General features: G+C 46.3%; 13 protein-coding genes. 4 read left to right on the top strand and 9 right to left on the bottom strand.

Features of this window, described 5'->3' with window-relative positions; all coding sequences use genetic code 11:
* Window position 1: 1 nt before the first annotated feature.
* The 3 genes from A3860_RS37225 (at window position 2) to A3860_RS37235 (ending at window position 6,076) form a co-directional block, all read left to right on the top strand.
* On the top strand, window positions 2-3,283 hold the full coding sequence (locus tag A3860_RS37225; protein ID WP_081155679.1) for an efflux RND transporter permease subunit: 3,282 nt from the start codon (window positions 2-4) through the stop codon (window positions 3,281-3,283).
* Window positions 3,280-4,362 (top strand): efflux RND transporter periplasmic adaptor subunit, encoded by a 1,083-nt coding sequence (locus A3860_RS37230; RefSeq protein WP_081155680.1) that lies wholly within the window; start codon window positions 3,280-3,282, stop codon window positions 4,360-4,362. The genes A3860_RS37225 and A3860_RS37230 overlap by 4 nt, the downstream gene beginning before the upstream one ends.
* 235 nt (window positions 4,363-4,597) lie before the next feature.
* Complete coding sequence (locus tag A3860_RS37235; protein ID WP_081155681.1) at window positions 4,598-6,076, top strand: glycosyl hydrolase family 39; 1,479 nt, start codon at window positions 4,598-4,600, stop codon at window positions 6,074-6,076.
* Window positions 6,077-6,290: 214 nt separating this feature from the next.
* On the opposite strand, the gene A3860_RS37240 is transcribed toward A3860_RS37235, so the two are convergent.
* Genes A3860_RS37240 through A3860_RS37265 form a run of 6 tightly spaced genes read right to left on the bottom strand, consistent with a single transcriptional unit; the run spans window position 6,291 to window position 18,360 of the window.
* Window positions 6,291-8,852: a zinc-dependent metalloprotease gene (locus tag A3860_RS37240; protein ID WP_081155682.1), complete on the bottom strand. Its 2,562-nt coding sequence runs from the start codon at window positions 8,850-8,852 to the stop codon at window positions 6,291-6,293.
* Window positions 8,830-11,127 carry a S9 family peptidase gene (locus A3860_RS37245; RefSeq protein ID WP_081155683.1) on the bottom strand — a complete coding sequence of 766 codons (2,298 nt, stop codon included), beginning with the start codon at window positions 11,125-11,127 and terminating at the stop codon, window positions 8,830-8,832. The genes A3860_RS37240 and A3860_RS37245 overlap by 23 nt, the downstream gene beginning before the upstream one ends.
* Window positions 11,128-11,149: 22 nt before the next feature.
* Window positions 11,150-12,250, bottom strand: a complete 1,101-nt coding sequence (locus tag A3860_RS37250; protein ID WP_081155684.1) for a thioredoxin family protein — start codon at window positions 12,248-12,250, stop codon at window positions 11,150-11,152.
* A gap of 35 nt (window positions 12,251-12,285) precedes the next feature.
* Window positions 12,286-13,227, bottom strand: coding sequence for a hypothetical protein (locus A3860_RS37255; RefSeq protein ID WP_081155685.1), 942 nt, complete (start codon window positions 13,225-13,227; stop codon window positions 12,286-12,288).
* A 28-nt stretch (window positions 13,228-13,255) separates the two neighbouring features.
* Window positions 13,256-14,803 (bottom strand): RagB/SusD family nutrient uptake outer membrane protein, encoded by a 1,548-nt coding sequence (locus A3860_RS37260; RefSeq protein ID WP_081155686.1) that lies wholly within the window; start codon window positions 14,801-14,803, stop codon window positions 13,256-13,258.
* A gap of 17 nt (window positions 14,804-14,820) precedes the next feature.
* Window positions 14,821-18,360, bottom strand: coding sequence for a SusC/RagA family TonB-linked outer membrane protein (locus A3860_RS37265; RefSeq protein WP_245843709.1), 3,540 nt, complete (start codon window positions 18,358-18,360; stop codon window positions 14,821-14,823).
* Between A3860_RS37265 and A3860_RS41575 the strand changes: the two genes are divergently transcribed.
* Window positions 18,338-18,571, top strand: a complete 234-nt coding sequence (locus A3860_RS41575) for a hypothetical protein (RefSeq protein WP_173820319.1) — start codon at window positions 18,338-18,340, stop codon at window positions 18,569-18,571. The two genes, A3860_RS37265 and A3860_RS41575, sit on opposite strands and share 23 nt — an antisense overlap.
* A 58-nt stretch (window positions 18,572-18,629) precedes the next feature.
* On the opposite strand, the gene A3860_RS37270 is transcribed toward A3860_RS41575, so the two are convergent.
* The 3 genes from A3860_RS37270 to A3860_RS37280 all read right to left on the bottom strand — a co-directional run bounded on the left by A3860_RS37270 (window position 18,630) and on the right by A3860_RS37280 (window position 21,587).
* Window positions 18,630-19,841 carry a FecR family protein gene (locus A3860_RS37270; RefSeq protein WP_081155688.1) on the bottom strand — a complete coding sequence of 404 codons (1,212 nt, stop codon included), beginning with the start codon at window positions 19,839-19,841 and terminating at the stop codon, window positions 18,630-18,632.
* Window positions 19,842-19,994: 153 nt separating this feature from the next.
* The gene (locus tag A3860_RS37275; protein ID WP_081155689.1) at window positions 19,995-20,558 is read right to left on the bottom strand and encodes a hypothetical protein; all 564 of its coding nucleotides are present in this window, start codon (window positions 20,556-20,558) and stop codon (window positions 19,995-19,997) included.
* A 6-nt stretch (window positions 20,559-20,564) separates the two neighbouring features.
* Complete coding sequence (locus A3860_RS37280) at window positions 20,565-21,587, bottom strand: hypothetical protein (protein WP_081155690.1); 1,023 nt, start codon at window positions 21,585-21,587, stop codon at window positions 20,565-20,567.
* Window positions 21,588-21,652 lie beyond the last annotated feature (65 nt).

The raw sequence follows: 21,652 nt of genomic DNA on the forward strand, positions 1-21,652 counted from the left end.
TATGTCATTAGTTTCATCGGCGCTTAAAAAGCCCATTTCAAATATAGTCATCGCAATCAGCCTGTTGTTCTTTGCGGTACTGGCAACATTGAAAATGCCCGTTGATATATTCCCGCAATTGAACCTGCCAACGATCTATGTGATCGAAAGCTACGGCGGCATGAGTGCCCAGCAAATGGAAGGCTTTTTCAGTACCCGCCTGCAGGACCAGTTCCTGTATGTGAACGGCGTGAAAAGCATTTCCACCAAAAACATCCAGGGGCTCACCATGCTCAAACTGAGTTTTTATGAAAAAACCGATATGGCCGAAGCAAGCGCCCAGGTAGCGCTGCAGGTGAACCGGGCCATGAAGTTCTTTCCGCCCGGCGCACTGCCCCCGCAGGTTATTCGTTTTGATGCATCGTCCCTGCCGGTTGGGCAGTTGGTTATTTCGAGCAAAACCCGCAGCCTGAAAGAGATCTACGATCTGGCCGCCACCCGTATACGCCCTTCATTTGCCAACGTTTCCGGTTTAACGGCTCCCCCGCCCTTTGGCGCCAACTCAAGGTCAATTACCGTAAATGTTGACCCCGATAAATTGCGCAGCTACAACCTTACGCCTGATGAAGTGGTGAGCGCCCTCGCCAAATTCAATGTAATGTCGCCTTCGGGCAACCTGCGGCTCAACAATACCATGTATGTAACCACCATCAACACCCTCATAAAGGATGTGACCGAATTCGGCGATATACCCATTACTACCAAAAACGGCGTGCCTGTTTTAATAAAAGATGTGGCGCGCGTAGCCGATGCAGCCGATATTACGGTCGATTATGCATTGATCAATGGTAAACGGTCAGTTTACATACCGGTGGTAAAAACTGCCGATGCCAGTACCTGGCAGGTGGTAAAAGACCTGAAGGCAAAACTGCCCGATATCCAAAGCCTGTTACCCGATGATGTAAAGATCTCGTATGAATTCGACCAATCGGTGTTTGTGGTGAATGCGGTGAAAAGCCTCGCCACCGAAGGAGCGCTCGGCGCCCTGCTTACGGGGCTTATGGTGCTGCTGTTCCTGCGCGATTGGCGCAGCAGCCTCATCGTTATTATTACCATCCCGGTTTCCATCTTTATTGGACTGCTGCTATTAAGCCTGTTTGGACAAACCATAAATATTATGACGCTGAGCGGACTGGCGCTGGCGATCGGTATCCTGGTTGACCAGGCAACAGTTACCATTGAAAATATTCACCAGCACCTGGAGATGGGAAAGAACAAAAAACAGGCGATCTACGATGCCTGCGAGGAAATTGCCTTTCCCCTGCTATTGATCCTGCTGTGTATACTGGCGGTTTTTGCGCCTTCGTTTTTAATGACCGGTGTGCCCAAAGCCATGTTCCTGCCCTTATCACTTTCCATTGGGTTCACCATGATCGTTTCATACATCGCAGCGCAAACACTGGTACCCATTTTTTCAAACTGGCTAATTAAAGCAGAGCGGTACCAGCATTACCATCATGGCCACATACACGCCCATGCCGCCCAGGCGCTCAATGACCAGGAGATAAACCAGGTGAACAATCACCTGGAAAATGAAAAAAAGGAACCGGAAAAGAACGATTTGTTCGAACGGGTCAAGCTCCGCTACATGCATTTTTTACAACGCGGCATGAAACGCCGGAAAGCAACAGTCATTGTTTACCTGGCCTCCGTACTGGCATTGGCAGCATTGGGTTTTGTTATCATAGGCAAAGACATGATGCCCAAACTGAACAATGGCCAGTTTCAGGTACGCATTAAAATGCCCGATGGTACGCGGCTCGAGCGCACAGAGGAAAAATTACGGCAGGTGCTTACGGTGATCGATAAAACAGTGAACCACCAGGTGAGCATCAGCTCGGCTTATATTGGGTTAATTCCCAGTAGTTATGGCACCAGCAACCTGTACATTTTTAATACGGGTACGCACGAAGCCGTTTTACAGGTGAACCTGAACGAACATTACAAAGTGAATATGGATGAACTGAAAGACGCCTTACGCAAAAACATTCGCCATGAAGTACCGGAAGTACGTGTATTGTTTGAACCGATCGATATGACGGAAAAGATCATGAGCCAGGGCGCCGCCACGCCAATTGAGATCAGGGTAGCAGGAAAAGATATGAATGAAATTGAAGGTTATGCCAACAAGATCGTTGACAGCCTCAAAAAGATCCCCTACCTGCGCGATGTACAAATAGCCCAGCCGCTGAAATTTCCTGTTGTCTCTATTTCAATTGACAGGTTAAAGGCGGCTCAAATGGGATTGAATGTGCAGGATATTGCCCGGTCAGTAACAGCCAGTACCTCCTCGAGCCGGTTCAGCGAAAAGAACCAATGGCTCGATGAAGCCAAGGCCTATACCTACCAGGTGCAGGTGCAAATACCCGAATACGTTATGAATACCATGGATGAGCTGCGCGAGATCCCGCTCGTTAAAGGGCAAAGCAGCCCCGTATTGGGTGATATAGCCACATTTAAAACCACCTACGTACCCGGAGAATATGACCGCAGCGGCCCCAGGCGCTTTGTTACCGTAAATGCCAACATCTTTAAAAAAGACCTTGGCACTGCCACTACCGATGTACAACACGCATTACGTTCTATAGGTGCGCCACCCAAAGGATTGGTCGCGGAGGTAAGAGGGATGTCGAGCCTGCTTACAGAAACCCTGTCGAGCCTGCAAAGCGGATTATTGTTTGCCGTGCTGGTGATGTTCCTGTTGCTGGCGGCGAATTACCAGTCATTCAAATTATCGCTTACTGTATTATCAACCGTTCCGGCGGTGATCACCGGGTCGCTGGCCGCCCTGCTGCTGACCGGTTCTACCCTGAACCTGCAATCGTATATGGGCATGATCATGAGTACCGGCGTATCGGTAGCCAATGCCATCCTCATTGTTACGAATGCCGAGAAATTACGGCTGGAATACCGCGACGCCACCAGGGCCGCCGTCATGAGCGCCTCCATCAGGTTGCGGCCTATTTTAATGACCAGCTTCGCTATGATAGCAGGCATGGTACCCATGGCCTCGGGCATGGGAGAAGCCGGTGAACAATCGGCCCCGCTGGGCCGGGCCGTAATTGGCGGTTTAGCCGCTTCTACCCTGGCCGCTCTACTGATATTACCACAGGTTTTTGCCTGGGTACAGAAAAAATCGAGCTACCAATCGCCTTCCCTGATGCCGGAGCCTGAGGACAGGGAGCATTCCATGAATGGCAAAACGAATACACACATCCACTCAACCGTAAATATAAACGCATGAAAAAAAGCTGTTCCGCATTCCTGATCAGCCTGCTGCTTTTCGGCTGTTCGCAAATTGAAAAACCCATTGACCTCACGGCAAAAGCAGTAAACGAGAGCAGCAGGTACGAAACCGGCCATGTAACTGAAAACCCTTTATCGAGCTATGTAAAGCTGCCCGGCCAGTTAAAACCTTTTGAAGAAGTGAACATTTATGCCCGGGTAAACGGGTTTGTGGAGGAAGTGTTCGCCGATCGCGGTACCGTGGTAAAAAAGGGACAACTATTGGTGCGCCTGGTGGCGCCTGAAATGGAATCGCAGGTGCAACAGGCCGCTTCAAAGTATGTGCAGGCACAGGAAAATGCCATTGCCAGCAAGGAGAAATACCGGCGGCTAAAAGAAGCCGCAAAGGAAGAAGGAGCTGTAGCGCCATTAGACCTCGACAATGCCATGGCCCGCATGAAAGCCGATGATGCTATTGTGATGGCTGAAAAATCGAATGTAGATATGATGAAGAACGTTAACAGCTATCTTATCATCAGAGCGCCTTTTGATGGGGTTATTACCCAACGCAATATTTCAGCAGGCGCCCTGGTGGGGCCCGGCAGCAAATCGAACGACCAGCCCATGCTGGTATTGCAGCATTTGCAAAAGCTGCGGCTCGAAGTGTTTATCCCCGAAGCATATGTTGACCAGGTTGATGTGAAAAGACCCGTCAATTTTGTTTTTAACTCAATGCCCGGGAAAACGCAGGAAGCCAAAATAAGCCGTTCGGCCAATGCGCTTACAAATATGCGTTCAGAGGCCATTGAAATAGATGTGCAGAATAAAAGCCAGGAACTGAAACCAGGCATGTATGCCGAAGTAAAGATCCCCCTGCTGTCTGCGGCCAAATCTTTACTGGTGCCCAATAATGCCATTGTACGGTCGACAGAACGCCAATACGTAATTACCGTTAAAGCCGGGAAAGCCAGCTATATAGATATCAGGGAAGGACTTAAAACAAAAGATTCGACCGAAGTATTTGGCGAGCTGGCCGGCGGCGATGAGGTATTGCTACATGCAACGGATGAAATAAAAGAAGGAACGGTCATTAAATAATTGTTACGCCTACAATTCCATTATGACCACCGTTCAACGACAATCATAAGTGCGGGTGACAAGCATCAACTGCTGCAAAACCCCAATACGATATTTTTACATCGGTTTTTCATAGGATATTGGATTAATACCGAAGCCTCCCGATTCATCGGGAGGCTTCCTCATTTTTGAACATCGATGGTGGTACCTGTCATTTATTACGTATCTACAGTATACACCAAAGATACCAGCCATAATGAATCGACTATTCGTTTTTGCCGGCGCCCTGGCGCTCGTTCATTCAACCCTGGTTGCACAAACCGACACCAGCAAGGTTACCATTAACTGGGATAAACAGCTCATTGTATCAAAAACCACAGCCACCCTGCAGTTGGTCGAAAACCCGATGGTGCGGCCCAATTCCCCCATTCATAAAAATACCTTTAAAGCATTGAAGGAATTAGGCGCCGATTATGTTCGCTATGTTCCCTGGTTCCCCTACCCTAAAATGGCAGTAGCGGAACTGGAACCACCCACAGCTACCAAAACATACTGGGACTTTACCTACCTCGACAGTACCATGGCTGCGCTGATGGAAGCTACAAAAGGGCATTCAACCGTCATCAATTTCAGCACCACACCGGCCTGGATGTGGAAGACCGCCAAACCGGTGAAATACCCTGATGATCCTTACGGCCTTGGCTGGGATTATAACCAGGGCACCGAACTACGTGACACCACTATGAAAGAATTAGCCGGATATTTTGCGCGGCTGTTCAGTTGGTATACAAAAGGCGGATTTACCGATGAACTGGGCGTATACCACAAATCGGGACACTATTACGATATTCCCTATTGGGAAGTGCTTAATGAACCAGACCTGGAACATCATATACCGGTTCAATTATATACAAAAATGTACGATGCCATTGTAGGCGAGCTGAAGAAAATATCATCCCAAACAAAATTCATTGGGTTATCCCTTGCCTATATACGCGAACCGGAATATTTTGAATATTTCCTCAATCCCAACAATCATAAACCCGGCATTCAGCCCGAAGGTATTTCGTACCATCATTATTCAAGACCTTCCTGGCCACAGCAAACTATCGAAAATTATCAGTATACGTTTTTCGAGCAGGCTGAATCTTTTCTTGACAAGCTGCGTTACATCGAAAGCATAAGAAAGCGTTTGGCGCCACAGGTATTTACCACGATCAATGAGATCGGCGTTATTCTGCGCTCACCGCGCGAATCGGGGCCCATACCCGATGATTACTGGAACCTCGCCGGCGCTATGTACGCTTATATTTTTCTTGAGCTAATAAAACTGGGCATTGAGGTAGCAGGCGAATCGCAACTGGTAGGCTATCCCACCCAGTTCCCTGATGTAAGCATGATGAACTGGGAAAATGGCAATCCCAATGCGCGGTATTGGGTGTTGCGCCTGCTGAAAGAAAATTTTGGTGCGGGTGATATCCTGGTGAATACTTCCTGCAAAGGGAAAAGCGGCTATGTAATTGCACAGGCTATTAAAACCAAACAGGGAAAGAAGGTGCTGCTCATCAATAAACACAATACCCCGCAACAGGTGCTGTTGCCCCAGGCGAATAACCGCATCATAAAACAGGTTGATGTAGACACGCGCGAAAACCCGCCGGCACAAACAACGATAACAGGCAACCTGGTTACATTAAAACCATTTTCTGTAGCGGTGGTGGAGATAAAAGATTAAGATCATATAAAAAACAACAGAGGCTATCAGAAATTGATAGCCTCCCTGTTTTTCAAGAAAAAAGAGCAAGTAAAAACAAGCCCTTTTTATGCTATTACAAGCATCACATGAGAGCAATTCAGGAATCTCCAATCCTGCATTTGTAATCGAATACGGATTAACAATGTGCTGTTTCGACCGGGTTTTTCCAGGAATAATTCAATTCGTGTTTACATTATTTTGTACTGAGCGTATTATCTATTTTTTCAATCAGGTCCTGTAAATGGTATTTTGTCATAGTATCCTGCACCACCGGCAAAGCCCCCCTCATTTTTGACCTGAGCATAACCAGTTGCGCCCTTCCTACAGCCGATATTTCAGAGCTTTTTAAAGGAGTGGTACCGGCAGGCGGCTTTACATAAAATGATAACCTGTCGATGTACAGTTTTTGCAAATTGCGCCGGTACACATCGATGGGGGCCTTTGTTTCCAGTTCACTCCATACACCTTTGTACAGATCGTTAAAGAATTGAAGCGCTGTATAGGTTTTGCTATTGACCGATTCATTATTCATCAACCGGCTTAAAGTTTGTGAACTGAGCAGCTTCGAAATCGCACCATCCTGTAAGGCATTTATGATCTCCATTGGGTAATTGCCGGTATAGGAAAGGATCTTTTTATCGAGTAACCAGGTGGGGGTAATGAATACATTTTGATGAATAAAACGCATGGCTTCCGATTGCACGGCTTCGGGCACCGCTTCATATACAGGGCCTGGCTGTTCTACAGACTTGAATGTTTCGTACCGCCCGCCGATATTTTTCAGCACATGGCCCACATAGCGGTTGAACTGCTGAAATAATTGCACATGCATGTTCTGCAGGTTATCGTAGCCTTCGTTGTCTTCTTTTGTCCATTCAACCAGGTGGGTCATAATGCGCTTCAGGTTTTTAATCCCATACTCACCGGCTTTCATGGCATTATCGCCCAGGTCTTCGTTCTGGCTGCGCGGGTCATCTTCGCTTCGCTCGTATCCAAACCAGTAGCGTTTGTCGGCTGAACGGGCGATGATCCATTTATTCAGGGTAGGTGTTTCTTCTGTGGCCGTTTTCACGTCAGGTATTAACCGGTATCCCCATTCAATGGCCCATTTATCGTATTCACCTATACGGGGAAATAAGCCCTTTTCTGAAATGCTGTCTTCGGGTTGAGCTACATAATTGAAGCGGGCATAATCCATAATGGAAGGCGTATGTCCGTTTGCTTCCACCCATTTTTTATCGCGTAATTTTTCAACAGGCGTTGTTGAGCTGCTGCCGAAATTGTGCAGGAGGCCCAGCGTATGCCCTACTTCATGCGAAGAAACAAACCTGATCAGTTGTCCCATTAATGCATCACTAAAGTGCATGGTACGGGCAGCCGTATCAACGGCAGCCGCCTGCACAAAATACCAGTCGTGCACCAGCTTCATTACATTATGGTACCAGTTGATATGCGTTTCAATAACCTCTCCGCTTCGGGGATCAACAATATGCGGACCGCTTGCATTTGGCACCGCTGAAGGCTTGTATACAATGGCCGAGTGACGGGCATCTTCGAGGCTCCAGGTAGAGTCTTCTGCAGCTGTAGGCGCCATTTTCCCGATGATGGCATTTTTAAACCCGGCTTTTTCAAAAGCCACCTGCCAATCGTTTATACCCTGTATAAGATAAGGCACCCATTTAGCCGGCGTTTCCGGATCAATGTAAATAACAATGGGCTTCACGGGTTCTACCAGCTCGCCGCGATTATATTTCTGCATGTCTTCCTTTTTTGGTTCCAGCCGCCAGCGCTCAGCAAAGGATACACGCTTTACGCCCTGGGGGTTGGCGTCGAAATCGGTATAGGAAGTAGAAAAATAACCCACCCGGTCATCGGCATAACGGGCCTGCATAGGTTTTTCAGGCAGCATTACAATACTGGTATTCAATTCAACCGTAACCAGTTTGGGGGCCGGCGTATTGGTGCTTAGTACGCCATTGAACAGGTTGGCGGTATTGTTGGCCACTTTCATATAAGTTTTCACCGTTCTGATCTCGGTATTGATCGGAAAGCTTTTTACATATTGCAGGTACGATTTATCGGGTTGATAACCGGCAACGCTGAATTTACCTTTTGACCCGCCCCAGAAGAAGAGGTCGTTATCGCCATTAATGATATCGGTGAGCTCAATAACCGTATGTTGCACGCCAGATATGGAATCCTTTCTGGTTGCCCGAATATCAAATGCCAGGCTGATGGGCTGTATGTTTGAATTCATGACCGCTTTATACATATCACTGGCAGTATCTTTTACGCGTTCGCTATAGGAAATATCGCGGATAAAGAGCTTGTTGTTCGGCCCTTTTTCGAACCGCACTACCGACTCATTAAGCACATCACCTGCATAGCCCGACATGGAACTGCCCGAGCGCATATCGGCGCCGGCCTTCGCCAGGCGGCTGATGATCAGCATATCGTGGTTGAGAATACTGTCGGGTAATTCAAAATAAATTTTATCCTCTACCTTATGCACAATGAACAAACCGGTACAGGATACTGCTTTGGCGGTAATAATATCCTTATAAGCTTTTGGTGCGGCCTTTACCGCCGGCGACGGCTGAGCGCCTGCATTACCTCCACCGCCTGTTGCGGCAGACCCTTCAGATTGTTTTTGCTGGGCAAAGCCTGAAACAGTAATAAAGGTCACAGCAATCAATTGTTTTATTCTTTTATGCACGACCAATACCTGCCTGTTACTTTTCACTGAGTGTGTCATTTGTATTTTCTATTAAATAAGTTGCGAAATAGCGTCGCAGTTTTTGTTCAAAAAATGTTTTGTATATGCCTTCATAATGATGCGATTGCCCGGGCAATACCAGCATATCGAAATCGCGGCCTTCCCTTATGAGCGCATCGGCCATTCTGAAGGTATTTCCGGGATGAACATTGGCATCTGTTTCACCGGTAACCAGCAACAAATGGCCTTTAAGGTTCTTTGCCAGCGTTTGATTAACATCTGTTTTAAAAGGAAAAGAAGTAACCAGTTTGCCATTGGGCAATGTATCCGTCTTCTCTGTGATGCCCTGGTAGGTTTCACCCCAGGTGCGGTTGTAGATTTTATTATCATGGTTACCCGAAGAGGCAACCGCCACTTTATAAAAATCGGGATAGGTGCAAATAGCAGCCGTTGCCATCATAGCGCCGCCTGAATGACCGAAGATGCCTACACGTTTCAGATCGATATATGAATATCGTTGCGCCAGTTGTTCCAGTCCATGCTTATCATCGGCCAGTGGCGCATCGCGCAGGTTGCCATATTGAAAGGTGGCATATTTCTTCTCCCGGTAAGGCGAACCGCCCCTATGCCCCATGCAAACCACAATACAACCCAGTTGCGCCAAAGGCGCATTGTTGTATTTGTCAAAAATGGTAAAGTCACTCCATACGGTTTCGGTTTGCGGCCCCGGATATACTTGTGATATTACCGGGTATTTTTTGGTGGAATCGAAATCGAAAGGCTTCCACATGATCCCGTACAGGTCTGTTACGCCGTCTGCCGCTTTGATGGTGAACGGCTCGGGCGGCCGCCAGCCATAGTTGTATAATTTTTCAAGGTTTGGTTGGGCCACCGTCAATATCAGTTTACCGGTATGATCGCGTAATACGGTCTGTGGCGGTGTATTTATGGTTGAAAAATTATCAACGAAATAATGACCTGTTGGTGATAAATAAACTGTATGCGTGGCATTCTCCGGTGTTAGCAAAACGGCTTGCTTGCCATCGAAGCTTACTTTATATAGATGCGCATAATACGGGTTACGGCCGGCTTCCTTTCCATAACCATACAGGTACAACGTTTTGGTAAGGGAATCTATATACACTATTCTGCCCGCTGTCCAGTTGCCCTGTGTTAATGCGCCCTTTAACTGGCCATCACCCGAGTACAGGTAGTAATGCCCCCACCCCGTGCGGTCGCTCCACCATATGATATCCCTTCCATTGTTGATGACCGACACATTGAACAGGTCTTCATTGATATAGGGTTTACTGGTTTCATGAATGATCACGCGCACCTCCCCGGTTGTCATATTACCGGCGCACAACTCTACTTCATCACGGGTGCGCTTTTTTCGCAGGAAATAAATTTCATCCGAAACGAATTTGGTTTTCACCACTTCCAGCTCCTGGTCTTCCCATTTGGCAGTCTTTATTTTTACCAGACGGCCGGTTGCGAAATCCCCGGCAAACAATTCATATTGTGTAACGTTCTTATCGCCCGGCAACTGGTATTTATAGGTTTCGAGGCGGGGCCTTGGCCATGCCAATGAATGAACAATCGATAAGGTTCCTACTTTCCTGTTGTCTTTGCGAACGAGATAAAACCTTTTACTATCTGCCAGCCATACGGCATCTGCCGGTTGCTTTTGTGTGAGGGATGTATCGCCTTCATTGATTGCAAAGGAATAATAAGGCGCCGCATCTTTACTAAGCTGCATTTCTGTTGTATCGCCCAGTTGTTGCAGGTACAGGTTGTGGGCCAGCGTATACAACTGCCATTTTTTATCGGGCGACAGGGTTCCCACCGCTCCCTTTGGATAACCGGGCACTTTTTCTTCCCTGGCGGCGGCCAACAGGCTATGCTTATAAAAATTATATGCATATGACTGTCCTTTATAGGCTACAATTACAGTTTGCTGATTGCCGGCAATATTGAAGGGAGCGTTAAAATTGATAAGCGCACTATCAATAGTTTCTTTCCGCAATTGTTGTAACAGTGCTGCCACCAATGACCGGTTGTACAGGAAGCCCTTTTCTTTTTTTGCCGGATCAACATAATAATAATTCCTGCCCAGCTGGTCTTCATAAACAAACCAGAACCGGTCATCGTTTTTGAAAAAGAAGGGCAGCACGGTCAATGAACCCACTCTTTTTTGCAGATTGGGTACATCATACTTTTCTGCGGCGGCATAATTGGCCAATTGGGCATTCGCCATCACCGGCAACCATAGCACAGCCAGTAAGAAGCAACAGCTCCTTTTCAAATACATCATAAAGACTTCCAGTATTTATTGATTACAGACTTTTTGCAAACCGAACCAGATTTTCGTTCCTGTTGCTTTGAATGATGTTGTCAATTACCCGCCTCAGCTGCGGGTTCTGCCTCAATTGCGTTGCATTGAACATGCTCATGTAAGCAAAACCAACCTGTTGATTTTCGCTGGAGAACCCACCAATATTTTCTATCATCAGGGTGGTCACTCTTTCCGTATCTTTTTCGCAGGCCGCCTGGGCAATATTCATCAGGGTGGTCAATTGAGCTTTATCTTTGAAGTCGGTACTTTTTATTTGCGCCCGGTAACGGTCGAATTCTGTTTTATCATACGGTATCGGGTTCTTAAGCCTGTCTTTCAAATACCAGCCATGCAAACAAAACTCCGCTATCCGCTGGTACATATGACGCATTTTGTTTTCCACCACTTCCCTGCCATTTGTTTTTACAAAATCGCGCCAGTGATCGGCCAGGTACATAAACGTTCGGCTATGCACGTTCGACAAATAAAGAGAATACCGGTTTTCGCCAAACAGGAACCAGTTCTCAGGCATTACTTTTTCTTTCGGGGTAAGCATACTAAAATATTCACCGGCAACCTTTTCGCCTATTGACATTTCCATACCCTCGATCTTTATTTTAATATATTCCCGTAACAGGTCTTTGGTGCGTTCGCCGCTGTTATACCGCTCGTTGAGGATGGCCACACGGTTCAGGGTATCCATACCTTTTTTGATCTTTGCCAGGAACGTATCGGCGGGCATTGCACCCACAAAACGATAGATGAGCTTGCGGTTGCTGTTCAGCAGCAAATAGGTGGGGAAAGCTTCTACATGAAATTCTTTTTGTATGGCAGGTCCTTCACCCTTTTCCATATCCAGCTTTACATTTACAAAATGTGCATTGAAAAAGTCGGCCACACTGTCCTGTGTAAATACAAACTTGCTCATTTCTTTACAAGGGCCACACCAGGAGGTGTAACAGTCAACAAAGATCAACCTGTTATCGCTTTTTGCTTTTGTGAACGAGTGTTCCAGGTTGCTGCTGTCAAAACTGATGCTCCTGTTTTGGGCCACCATATTGCCTGCAAACAGCAATATGGTGGCGAAAAATGCCTGTTTCATGAATATAGGTTGTTTAAATGATCTCTGTTTACCGGTTATTTATCTGCAGCATTGCCTATGGCCTGCAGGTCAACACCATAATTTGTGATAAAATAATTGCGGATAATATTATAGCGCTGTCTTATTTTCCCGTTGCTGTCCTTGGTGGTGTTTAAAATGCCCATGTAGGTCATATCGGTATTGGCCGTGCTCTTTTTCAGGTTTGCCTCCGACCGGCTGACCATCGCCTCCATATAAGCATTCCAGTCGAGCTGGGCGCTGCGACCGTTGTAATAAATGGTAATGATCCCTTGCGCATAGGCGTTGGCCTGGCTGCTGAACGTTCCATTGTAATTTGCAACGGAAGTAAAATCATTGGTGGGGGCGCTCAGGTTGCGACCCGGGATACTTTGTATAAAGATGAGATTGGTCTTTGCCAGGAATTTAAGAGAATCACCGGATGTCATAGCAGTAACCCCCGCATTACCATAATTCACACATATGTTATCATAGTTGAACCAGGCGCCTACGCTTTTGTCTGCATTTATAGCCTGAAAGGTTGGCGTAAATACATAGGTGGTATACAATGAATCGACCGATGCGCACAACATAACCTTTGCAGGCAGAAATTTGACAAGGAACTTATCCGTGTAATAGGAAAGCCATAACTTTTTGATCAACGCCAGTTGGCTGGAAATGAAATTAGTATCAGCCCTGGTTACCCCGTATCCTGTATTCCAGGTTCCGGAGGAATTCAGGGTAGCATTCTTCCAGCCGGTGGGTGTCCAGTAGGTGTCTTTATCTGTAAAACGGTACAAAAAATATGCGCTGTACTTATTGTATAAATCAAGGATGGTAGTATCGTAACCATGATAACCTTGCGGCAACGTATACCCCTGCTCATCTTCCGAGGCAGTCAATGCGCCTTCTTTCTTACAACCTGTTACCATCAGTGCCGTTATAAAGATCAGAGCTGTTATATATGTTAGCTTGTACATAAGTCGTTTTTTCAGGTGAGTGGAAATTTTACCGGGGATTCTGTTGCAGGTTATAATTCCTGTTTATGGCTGTATAAGGAATGGGCAGCGCATATAACGGGCTATTACCAGCCAGTGTATAATCGGAGGCGACCCCATTAACATCAATAAAATGATGTGTAACTGAAAGCCCCCAGCGCTTCAGATCGGCCCAGCGGTGACCGTCTTCCAGGCAAAGCTCACGGCGGCGTTCATCCCTGCAAAAACTCAATAGGGCATCAGGGTTGGTAATAGTAACCGGTACATAAGCGGTATTGCGGGTATCGTACCGGCTGATGCGCAGGGTGTTCAGATCGCTCAGGGCAAGGGAAAGGTCGGCCGCCGCACCACTCTTTTTATAACGCCGTATAAGGGCTTCGGCACGGTTCAGGTATAACTCGGCCACCCGCAATCCTTTATCGCCATAAATAACGTTTAAGCCCACTTTATAGCTTCGGTAAGGCCAGGCCGGCGAGCCGGAAGTTTTTACAAAATAGGCGGCATAACGAAGATCACCGAGATTGCCTGTACCTGAACCTGTACCCTGATCGTACAGATTCACCAGTTCCTGTGAAACACTGAAAGGCGGTTGCGAAGCCCCCGATTGTAATGACTGGGGATAAAAATAAGCCAGCCCTTTGGGATTGGAGCTGTATTGCCAGATCACTTCCTGGCTATAGGTAAGATCGTAAATGCCAGCTGCATTAAATGCGGTAGCAGATGTAAAATAAGTGGTTAAAAAGGTGAGCGCCGGTTTTTCGGCCAAAACATTGCCGGCGTATAAAATAACATTATCCATATCCTGGTCGCGCCCCATATACAGGTACAACCTGCTTAATAGTGCGTAGGCAGCCAAATGACCTGCGCGGAAGGTATTGCCCGGCACAAAATTATTCTTCAACAGGTCAGCAGCCTCGAGCAGGTCTTTTTCGATCTGGCTGTATACTTCGCCCAGCGTATTACGCGGTTTATTTTCATCGGTGACCTGACTGGTGAGTATTAGCGGCACCCCGGCGGCAGTAGCCGGGTCAATGCCTGTGCCGTTATAGGGCTGGCAATACAGCGTAACCAGTTTTAAATAATAAAAACCACGCAGGAATAATACCTGTCCTTTCAGGGCGCTCTTTTCTTTATCCGTTCCCGACACCTTGCTGATATAATCCAGCACCACATTACAGCCCTTTATTTTTCCATAGTAGATCTTCCAGGAGTCAACACCACTGAGGTTAACCAAATTAACCGACTGCGTGCTATCGAACATGGTGGCATCGAAAGTAAATATGGGGGCGCCGTAATTCAGAAAACCCCTGTATACATCTGTTGTCAACGACCCGTTCACGGGTATGCCCGTGCATTGAATATCATCGGTGAGCAGGTCGATATAACTATCCATCACGGCTATATAAGGATATGCTTCGCCGTTCATAAGCTGGGTAAGGTCGGCCACTGAAGAAGGGATCAGCTCATCCTGGCTGGTTTGTGTAAGAAATTTTTTGCAGGAGGTGAATACCAAACCCGCCAAAAATAACCAACTATATTGCTTTAATATTTTTTTCATGTTTCCCGTTTTAAAAATTAAAAACTGGCATTCAGGGTAAGCGTATAAGTTCTTGTGCGGGGCTGATTGCCGGTTGCTACTTCCGAATCGATGCCCTTAAAATCTTTGCTTACAATGGCAAAAGGTGATGTAACGCCAGCCCCTACCCCAGCCGTCTTAAGCCGCATCTTAGTGATGAGCCTGGCGGGCAATAAGTAGTTGATGTTAATATTGTTGCAACGCAAAGTTGACGCGTTCACCACCCTGGCCGTACTGTAATTGTACATTTCATAAGGATTGGTATAGGTTTTACCATTTGGCAGCAAGGTGGAATTACCCACGTTCTTATCGGGCAAACCGGGGAAGGCAGCGTCTGTTTTTCCGGGCGTCCAGCGGTCTAACAATTCCCTCGACAGGTTCTCGAATTCAGACGGCAGATAAGTAGTGAGTTTATAGGCGGGTGCACGGAACTTCTTGCCGCCTACCTGCAGGTAAAGTGAAGTTGACAATGACAGCATTTTATATCTGAAAACCATTGAAAGGTTGGTAGTAAGATCAGGGTCCATCTTTCCCATATATTTCATATAAGAAGTAGGATCGTTAAGAGAATCGCCGCCAGCTTTGGGTTTGTAATTTATGACAGGATAGCCGTTCGACGAATTTATACCCTGGTAATCGAAAGCCCAAAAACCGGAAACCGGATAACCAGCCTTGTATAATTGTCCGCTGGTGGCGGTTTTCCAGGTAAGACTTTGAGCGGTACCCGTCTTTTTGATCTCATTGAAATTCTTTGACAGGGTGAGGCCCACTGACCAGGAAAAATTTTTGGTACGAACAGGTACGAATGAGGCGCCTATTTCCACGCCACGGTTATTGAGGGAACCGCCATTTACGGGCATGCTCTCTACCCCGTATTCCTCAGGCACCACCAGGTAAGTGATGATATCGCGGCCCATTTTCTGGTAATATTCCACAGAAGCATTGACCTTGTTTTTAAACAGGCCCATGTTCATACCCAGATTAATAGTTGTATTCTTTTCCCAGCGCAGGTCGGCATATGGCAGGTTCGAAATGGTCAGCAGATATTCGCCGGTAAACTGGTCGGTAACCGTACTGGCGGGTGTAGTTGGTATTTTCAGCACCAGGTCTGGACTGAAATTGCTGGCCAGGTTACGCTGAAAACCAAACGAAGCTCTTACACTAAATTCCGAAAGCCAGGCACTGCGATCGAACCATTTTTCATTGGCCACATTCCAGCGAACACCACCGGCCCAAACGGGGTTGAATTTTTCGCGCGTATCCTGTCCAAAGCGGTTCGAAGCGTCGGACCGTACGCTCATGTTCAGTACATAGCGGTTATCGTAGGTATAACCGGCGGTTGCATACATGCCCATATTGTTCACCACTTTGTCGGTTATGAGGTGCGGCATTTGCAATAAGGGATTGGCAACGTTCGATGAAGTATAGGTCAATGGCACTGCTGCAAATGCATTTCCCCGGTCGCGCAACCAGCCATAGGTTGTTTCGGTAAAACCGGTATAATGAGTAGAATTGATCTCTTCACCGATCAACACCGTGACGGCGTGTTTATGATTAAACAATTTTGCCCAGTTGATGCTGTTGCGCCAGTTGAGGGCCACACTTTGTTCATTATCCTGGTTATATTCGCCGCCAATGGGCAACTTGCTGTTGATATAGGCCGCATCGGTTATTTTAGCTGTCCCGTATTCGAACCCACGCAGGGAGTCGATATAGTTGCTCTTGTCTGTAGCGTAGCTAACGCCGTTGGTTGACGTAACACTGTAACTGAACAGGGTTTGGAAGGTAACGTCCCTGAACACGTTATAATTCACTTCAACATTAGCATTGGCCATCAATGTTTTGTTATAACTAGCCGTATTATCCAGTTCGTCGAGTATATTGAAAGTATATCCCGGGCCATTGTTAAGCGTATTGGCATAAAAATACCGGTTGCCTGCAGAATCATATGCCGGTATTACCCGGCTGGTGAACGATGCATACCCGTACGGGTTCACCCTGAAAAACCCGTCGGTCTTTCTTTGCGACGCCGACAACCTGATGCCTACATTTAATTTGTTGGTCAACCGGCTGTTGATTGATAAATTACCAGTGTACCCTTTATTGTTGTTACCGATGGCCGTTCCCTTTACATCACTGAAACCAAGCGAGGCATAATACCGGGTATTGGAGTTGCCACCGCTTATGCTGAGGTTGTGGTTAGCGCTGATGGGGGCGCGGAATAAAATATTGAACCAGTCGGTATTGGCAGTTTCGGCAGCCCTTACCCGCCGGTTAAATTCATCATAATCGATGCGCTTGAACAGGTAATCGTTCAACGCACCTGCATAGCCAATACTTGTGTTATAGTTGTTTTGAGAGATCAACCCTCGTTCAAAGATCTCTTTTGAAACAGCCACCCTGTCTTTTGAGTTCATGAGGTTCAGCTTGTCGTAGGTCACCTTTTCTGAGATGCTGGTATTTACCGAATAATTAATGGTGGCCGGCCCTGTTCTTCCTTTTTTGGTGGTGATCACGATGACCCCGTTACCGGCGCGGATGCCATAAATGGCTGTTGCGGCAGCGTCTTTCAATACGGTGATATCCTCAATATCCTGTGGGTTCAGCCAGGAAATGGCATTGCCCACATAATCTCTTACATAATCATAATTGTCTTTGGTAACGCCCCCTACTGCATCGAGGGTGCTGGCTTTGAAAGGCAGTGGATCCTGTTGTATAATGCCATCCACCACCCAAATGGGGTCCTGGTTACCGAATAAGGTAGAAGTACCGCGCACCCGGGTCTTCTGGCGAACGCCAACCTGGCCGCTTTCATTGGTAATAGCTACACCTGGCAGCTTACCCTGCAAAGCCTGCTCAAGGGTGTTGATGCCATTGAAATTTAATTCAGATGCTTTTATGGTATTGGTTGAACCTACCACCTGTGAACGTTTTAAAAACTGGTAACCGGTAGGCACTACTTCCACATCATCGAGCTTATCGATGCGGGCATCCAGCTTAACAACCAGCTCCGTATTATCAGCGGTGATGGCAATATTTTTGGGCGTAAATGAAACAGAGGAAAAGAGCAACACATCGCCCGGGTCGGCCTGTATGCTGAAATGGCCATTCTTATCGGTCCTTACACTTTTTCCTTTCCCTTTAATGGTCACCGTGATATCAGGAATTGGCCTTCCCAGCGAATCACGCACAATACCGCTAATGATCGTTTTGGGCGCCGGTTTCTCTTCTTCAACTGCCGGCGCCTCTTTCATTTTTACCGTTACCAGCCTGCCTTCAATTGAATAAGTAAGCGGCTGGTTTTTAAAACAGGCATCCAGGGCTTCCTGCAGCGATACGCCCGTTACCTGCACGGTAACCGGTTTACTTTTTTCGAGAATACGGTAGTTGTAAAAAAATACATACCCCGATTGCTGTTTAACCGACTGCAATACCGATTCCAACGAAGCATTTTTTTCCCGAAGTGTAATAGATTGCGCCAGGCCCCGGCCGGCAACCTGTAAACAGCCGGCCACCATGAAAAACATCAATAGTCTCATAAAACGCAAGGTTTTCCGGAATGCCTTGCTGCCGCTTTTCTTTTTGACAGCGCAGACGATTCCCTTAGCAGTTAAATGCATACATTTGTTTGGTTGGGTTAACAATGTGCCAGCTGGTACTTTACAAGAGGAGCAGCCCGGCAGTTTTGGTTTATTAGCTCAATACTTAACCGTTCCGGCTCGCGAAGCCGGAGCGGTTTTTTCATGGTAATACTATGATCGGCTTGTTAGGTAGGTTTTATGATATATTGATTAGTTGAAAGCTTTTGTTATGGGGTCACTATTACTTTCTTTCCCTGAATGGTAAAATGTACCAGGCTTTGTTCCAGCGCATGCAGCACCTGCGACAAAGTGGCGTCCCTGGGTATACTGCCGCCGAACCTGTCATTTGTAACCGGCCCGTTATATTGAATATCCACATCGTACCAGCGTGCTATCTGCCGCATCACGGTTTGAATATCAGCCCGCTCAAATTGGAAGAAACCGTTCTTCCAGGCCATTACCACATCTGTCTGAACTGCGATGGGTTGGGATAATTGGGATGACTGGGATAAGGAAACCTGTTCTCCAGGACTTAATATTGACGATTGACCATTCACCTGTGACGACATTTTCACTTTTCCTTCGAGCAAAGTGGTCTTTATATTCTCCTCATCATCGTAGGCATTGATATTAAAATGAGTACCCAGTACCTCAACCCGCCCATTATTACCTGATGACGTTTTTATATTTACGATAAATGGCCGGGCGGCATTTTTGGCCACTTCAAAGTAGGCTTCGCCGGTGACTTCCACCACACGTTCCTTTCCTTCAAAAACAGCCGGATAATGAATGGAAGAAGCCGCATTCAGCCACACTTTTGTACCGTCTGACAAAACCAACCGGAACTGACGGCCCCGCGGTGTGCTTAATGTGTTATAAGCAATGGCGGCGTTATGATTACCTACGTTAGCAGCCTCGCCATAGTCGATCAGACTGTCGTGCTTAATTATATGTAACCCGGGCTGGGCGGTCAATGCGCCATTATCAGCACTATCCAAAACCAGTTTTTGCCCATTGCTTAAGGTCAAAATTGCGCCGTTCTTACCGGGCATAATATCGGTTTTCATGGCAACAGTGGGCTTGTTAATTTGATTGTCCGAACCTTTTTGCAGCCACCACCAGGCGATCATTCCTATACAAACTACTACCGCGGCCGCAATGCCTATTTTTCTGAATACCCGCATGGTACGAACAGGCGACGGCGCTGCAACCTCCTGTTGCTGCAGCACCGTCTGCAACAGATGCTGCCAGTTTACCTGTTCTTCCGCTTCGTGGTACCGGCTGTTACGCACTTCTTCCAGCAATAGTTCCTCAATTTGCGTTATCTCTGTTTGCACTTTAAGCAATGCCAGCAATTCCTGGTATTCTTCATAGGTGCAAGAACCTGTTATATATTGTTTTACTAAATAAGCGGTTCGGTCGTCAATAGATTGCGACATAATAAATTAATTAAAAGATAAGGTGCTGTTTATAAAGTGACGGGCGGGAAAATAAGATGGACTAGTTGTAAATTAAATTTTTTCTTTGTTACCCAAAAAAATCCCCAGTGCATTTAATTGCATTGGGGACAGCGTGGCTAATGATTACCGGGGTTATTTTAGATTCTTCTGCTTTGGGGCAGGCTGGGTCCTTAATTGTATAGTATCATTCATAAACACCCGCAGCACCATATTTTCGAAGGGATGGCAGGTTCTGCTATTGGACAAATATTCGTACCAGAACAGTTTACCCGGGTGTGCAAATGTTTTATGAAGCATTGACTGATGGTTTGACGACAGGTAATATAACTCGTACATAGCCAAACCAGGATTAAAATAAGCACCCAGCAACCTATGCCCGCTGATCTCTTTTGGCTCTTTGTTGAAAAGGTTGTTGGTTACCCGTTTATATGTTTCGGCGGTTGCTCTTTTTGTACCATAAGCATAAATAAACGTAATTTGGTTGGCGTCGCTGTAGTCTACCCTGGTAGTAAATTCCGTTTGAAGCCTGGGGCCAAAATTCAATTTATTGCCATTTCTTTTATCGGGACAGGCAGAATATTTAAAGAAGCAAACCTTTTGCTGCGCAAAAGCAGAAGTTAACAACACTGAAAAAAATACCGCCAACAATATCGTTCTGCCTTTGTATCCGGGTTTAAACAATGTATGCCTGTTCATTTTTTATTAATTTGATGGTATTCCTAAAAAATAGGATCCTCCGTCACTGTAAACCAAAAAGGGAACTTCCTGCTGCGGAAAATTACAAGAGCCGTCGTAATAATCTTCATGTAAAATATCATTATCATAAAACTGAAATTGGAAAGTCACTGAATAGCTTGTTTGTGCATCAATAGAATATTTAATAACATCACCATTAGGAAGCACTGCTCCTACGGGATAATTTTGCGAACTGGCGGCCTTAAACATACGAGCCCCACTATTGGTTACAATATAGACCCTTTGTTCTTCCATTTGACCATGTACTGTTCCAATACCAAATTCATTTATCTGAATATCAGCAGATTGACCAAATTTTATACCTGTGGCTCCCGAAACTGAAAAAGCGGGCGGCTGATTTCCTTCTGCATACATCATTTTCGGATAGGCGCCATTAGCACGAGGTGCAAATTTTACCGAAAAACTTATTGAACATGATATCCCCCGTTCTGCATAAACGGCCGAAAAAGCCGGCTTTACTATCTTTGACCCCCCATAAGGCCCGATATAAAATGCACCATATGGACTACTAAACCAATAAGGGCATACATCACTGAACACGGTGCCACTATACGTACGAAGACTCCAATCGGTTTCCCATAAATAAGTGGCTGGAAGATCCTGTCCCCAAATAATACCGGTGGTACTTGCGCTGTTGATGCTTGCTACGGGTGAAGGTATCTGATCATTATCAAGCGTATTGGCTGTTCGGCCATTTGCAGTTGAAACGGTTGCTTTTTGGGTAGTTCCATAAGGGGTACCATCCTTATTTACCCGGGTGTAATTTTTAGTCATGAAATCTATAGCTTCCCATAAGGAAGCAAATTTCACAGGGATTTTTACATCCGGATTGCTTTTCTTATCAAAATACATGGATCCGGATAATTTAACACCTGCTTTAGCCGTGTCAGCAGTCTCAATGCCCACTTGCTTCTTACAAGCAAAAAGAACACTGAAGCAAACCAGTAACAATGGTTGCAACTTTTTCATTTTAATCGATTTAAAGGTTAATTAAGTTGGTTAACTATAGTCAATTAAAATGACGGGATGAATAC

This window comes from Niastella vici, from assembly GCF_002077945.1.
GTDB lineage: Bacteria > Bacteroidota > Bacteroidia > Chitinophagales > Chitinophagaceae > Niastella > Niastella vici.

Bases quoted from the DNA above. Each gene is read 5' to 3' on its own strand.
- A3860_RS41575 (WP_173820319.1), top strand. From the start codon at position 18,338: ATGAAAAACATCAATAGTCTCATAAAACGCAAGGTTTTCCGGAATGCC.
- A3860_RS37260 (WP_081155686.1), bottom strand. From the start codon at position 14,803: ATGAAAAAAATATTAAAGCAATATAGTTGGTTATTTTTGGCGGGTTTG.
- A3860_RS37235 (WP_081155681.1), top strand. From the start codon at position 4,598: ATGAATCGACTATTCGTTTTTGCCGGCGCCCTGGCGCTCGTTCATTCA.
- A3860_RS37280 (WP_081155690.1), bottom strand. From the start codon at position 21,587: ATGAAAAAGTTGCAACCATTGTTACTGGTTTGCTTCAGTGTTCTTTTT.
- A3860_RS37225 (WP_081155679.1), top strand. From the start codon at position 2: ATGTCATTAGTTTCATCGGCGCTTAAAAAGCCCATTTCAAATATAGTC.
- A3860_RS37230 (WP_081155680.1), top strand. From the start codon at position 3,280: ATGAAAAAAAGCTGTTCCGCATTCCTGATCAGCCTGCTGCTTTTCGGC.
- A3860_RS37275 (WP_081155689.1), bottom strand. From the start codon at position 20,558: ATGAACAGGCATACATTGTTTAAACCCGGATACAAAGGCAGAACGATA.
- A3860_RS37255 (WP_081155685.1), bottom strand. From the start codon at position 13,227: ATGTACAAGCTAACATATATAACAGCTCTGATCTTTATAACGGCACTG.
- A3860_RS37250 (WP_081155684.1), bottom strand. From the start codon at position 12,250: ATGAAACAGGCATTTTTCGCCACCATATTGCTGTTTGCAGGCAATATG.
- A3860_RS37245 (WP_081155683.1), bottom strand. From the start codon at position 11,127: ATGATGTATTTGAAAAGGAGCTGTTGCTTCTTACTGGCTGTGCTATGG.
- A3860_RS37240 (WP_081155682.1), bottom strand. From the start codon at position 8,852: ATGACACACTCAGTGAAAAGTAACAGGCAGGTATTGGTCGTGCATAAA.
- A3860_RS37265 (WP_245843709.1), bottom strand. From the start codon at position 18,360: ATGAGACTATTGATGTTTTTCATGGTGGCCGGCTGTTTACAGGTTGCC.
- A3860_RS37270 (WP_081155688.1), bottom strand. From the start codon at position 19,841: ATGTCGCAATCTATTGACGACCGAACCGCTTATTTAGTAAAACAATAT.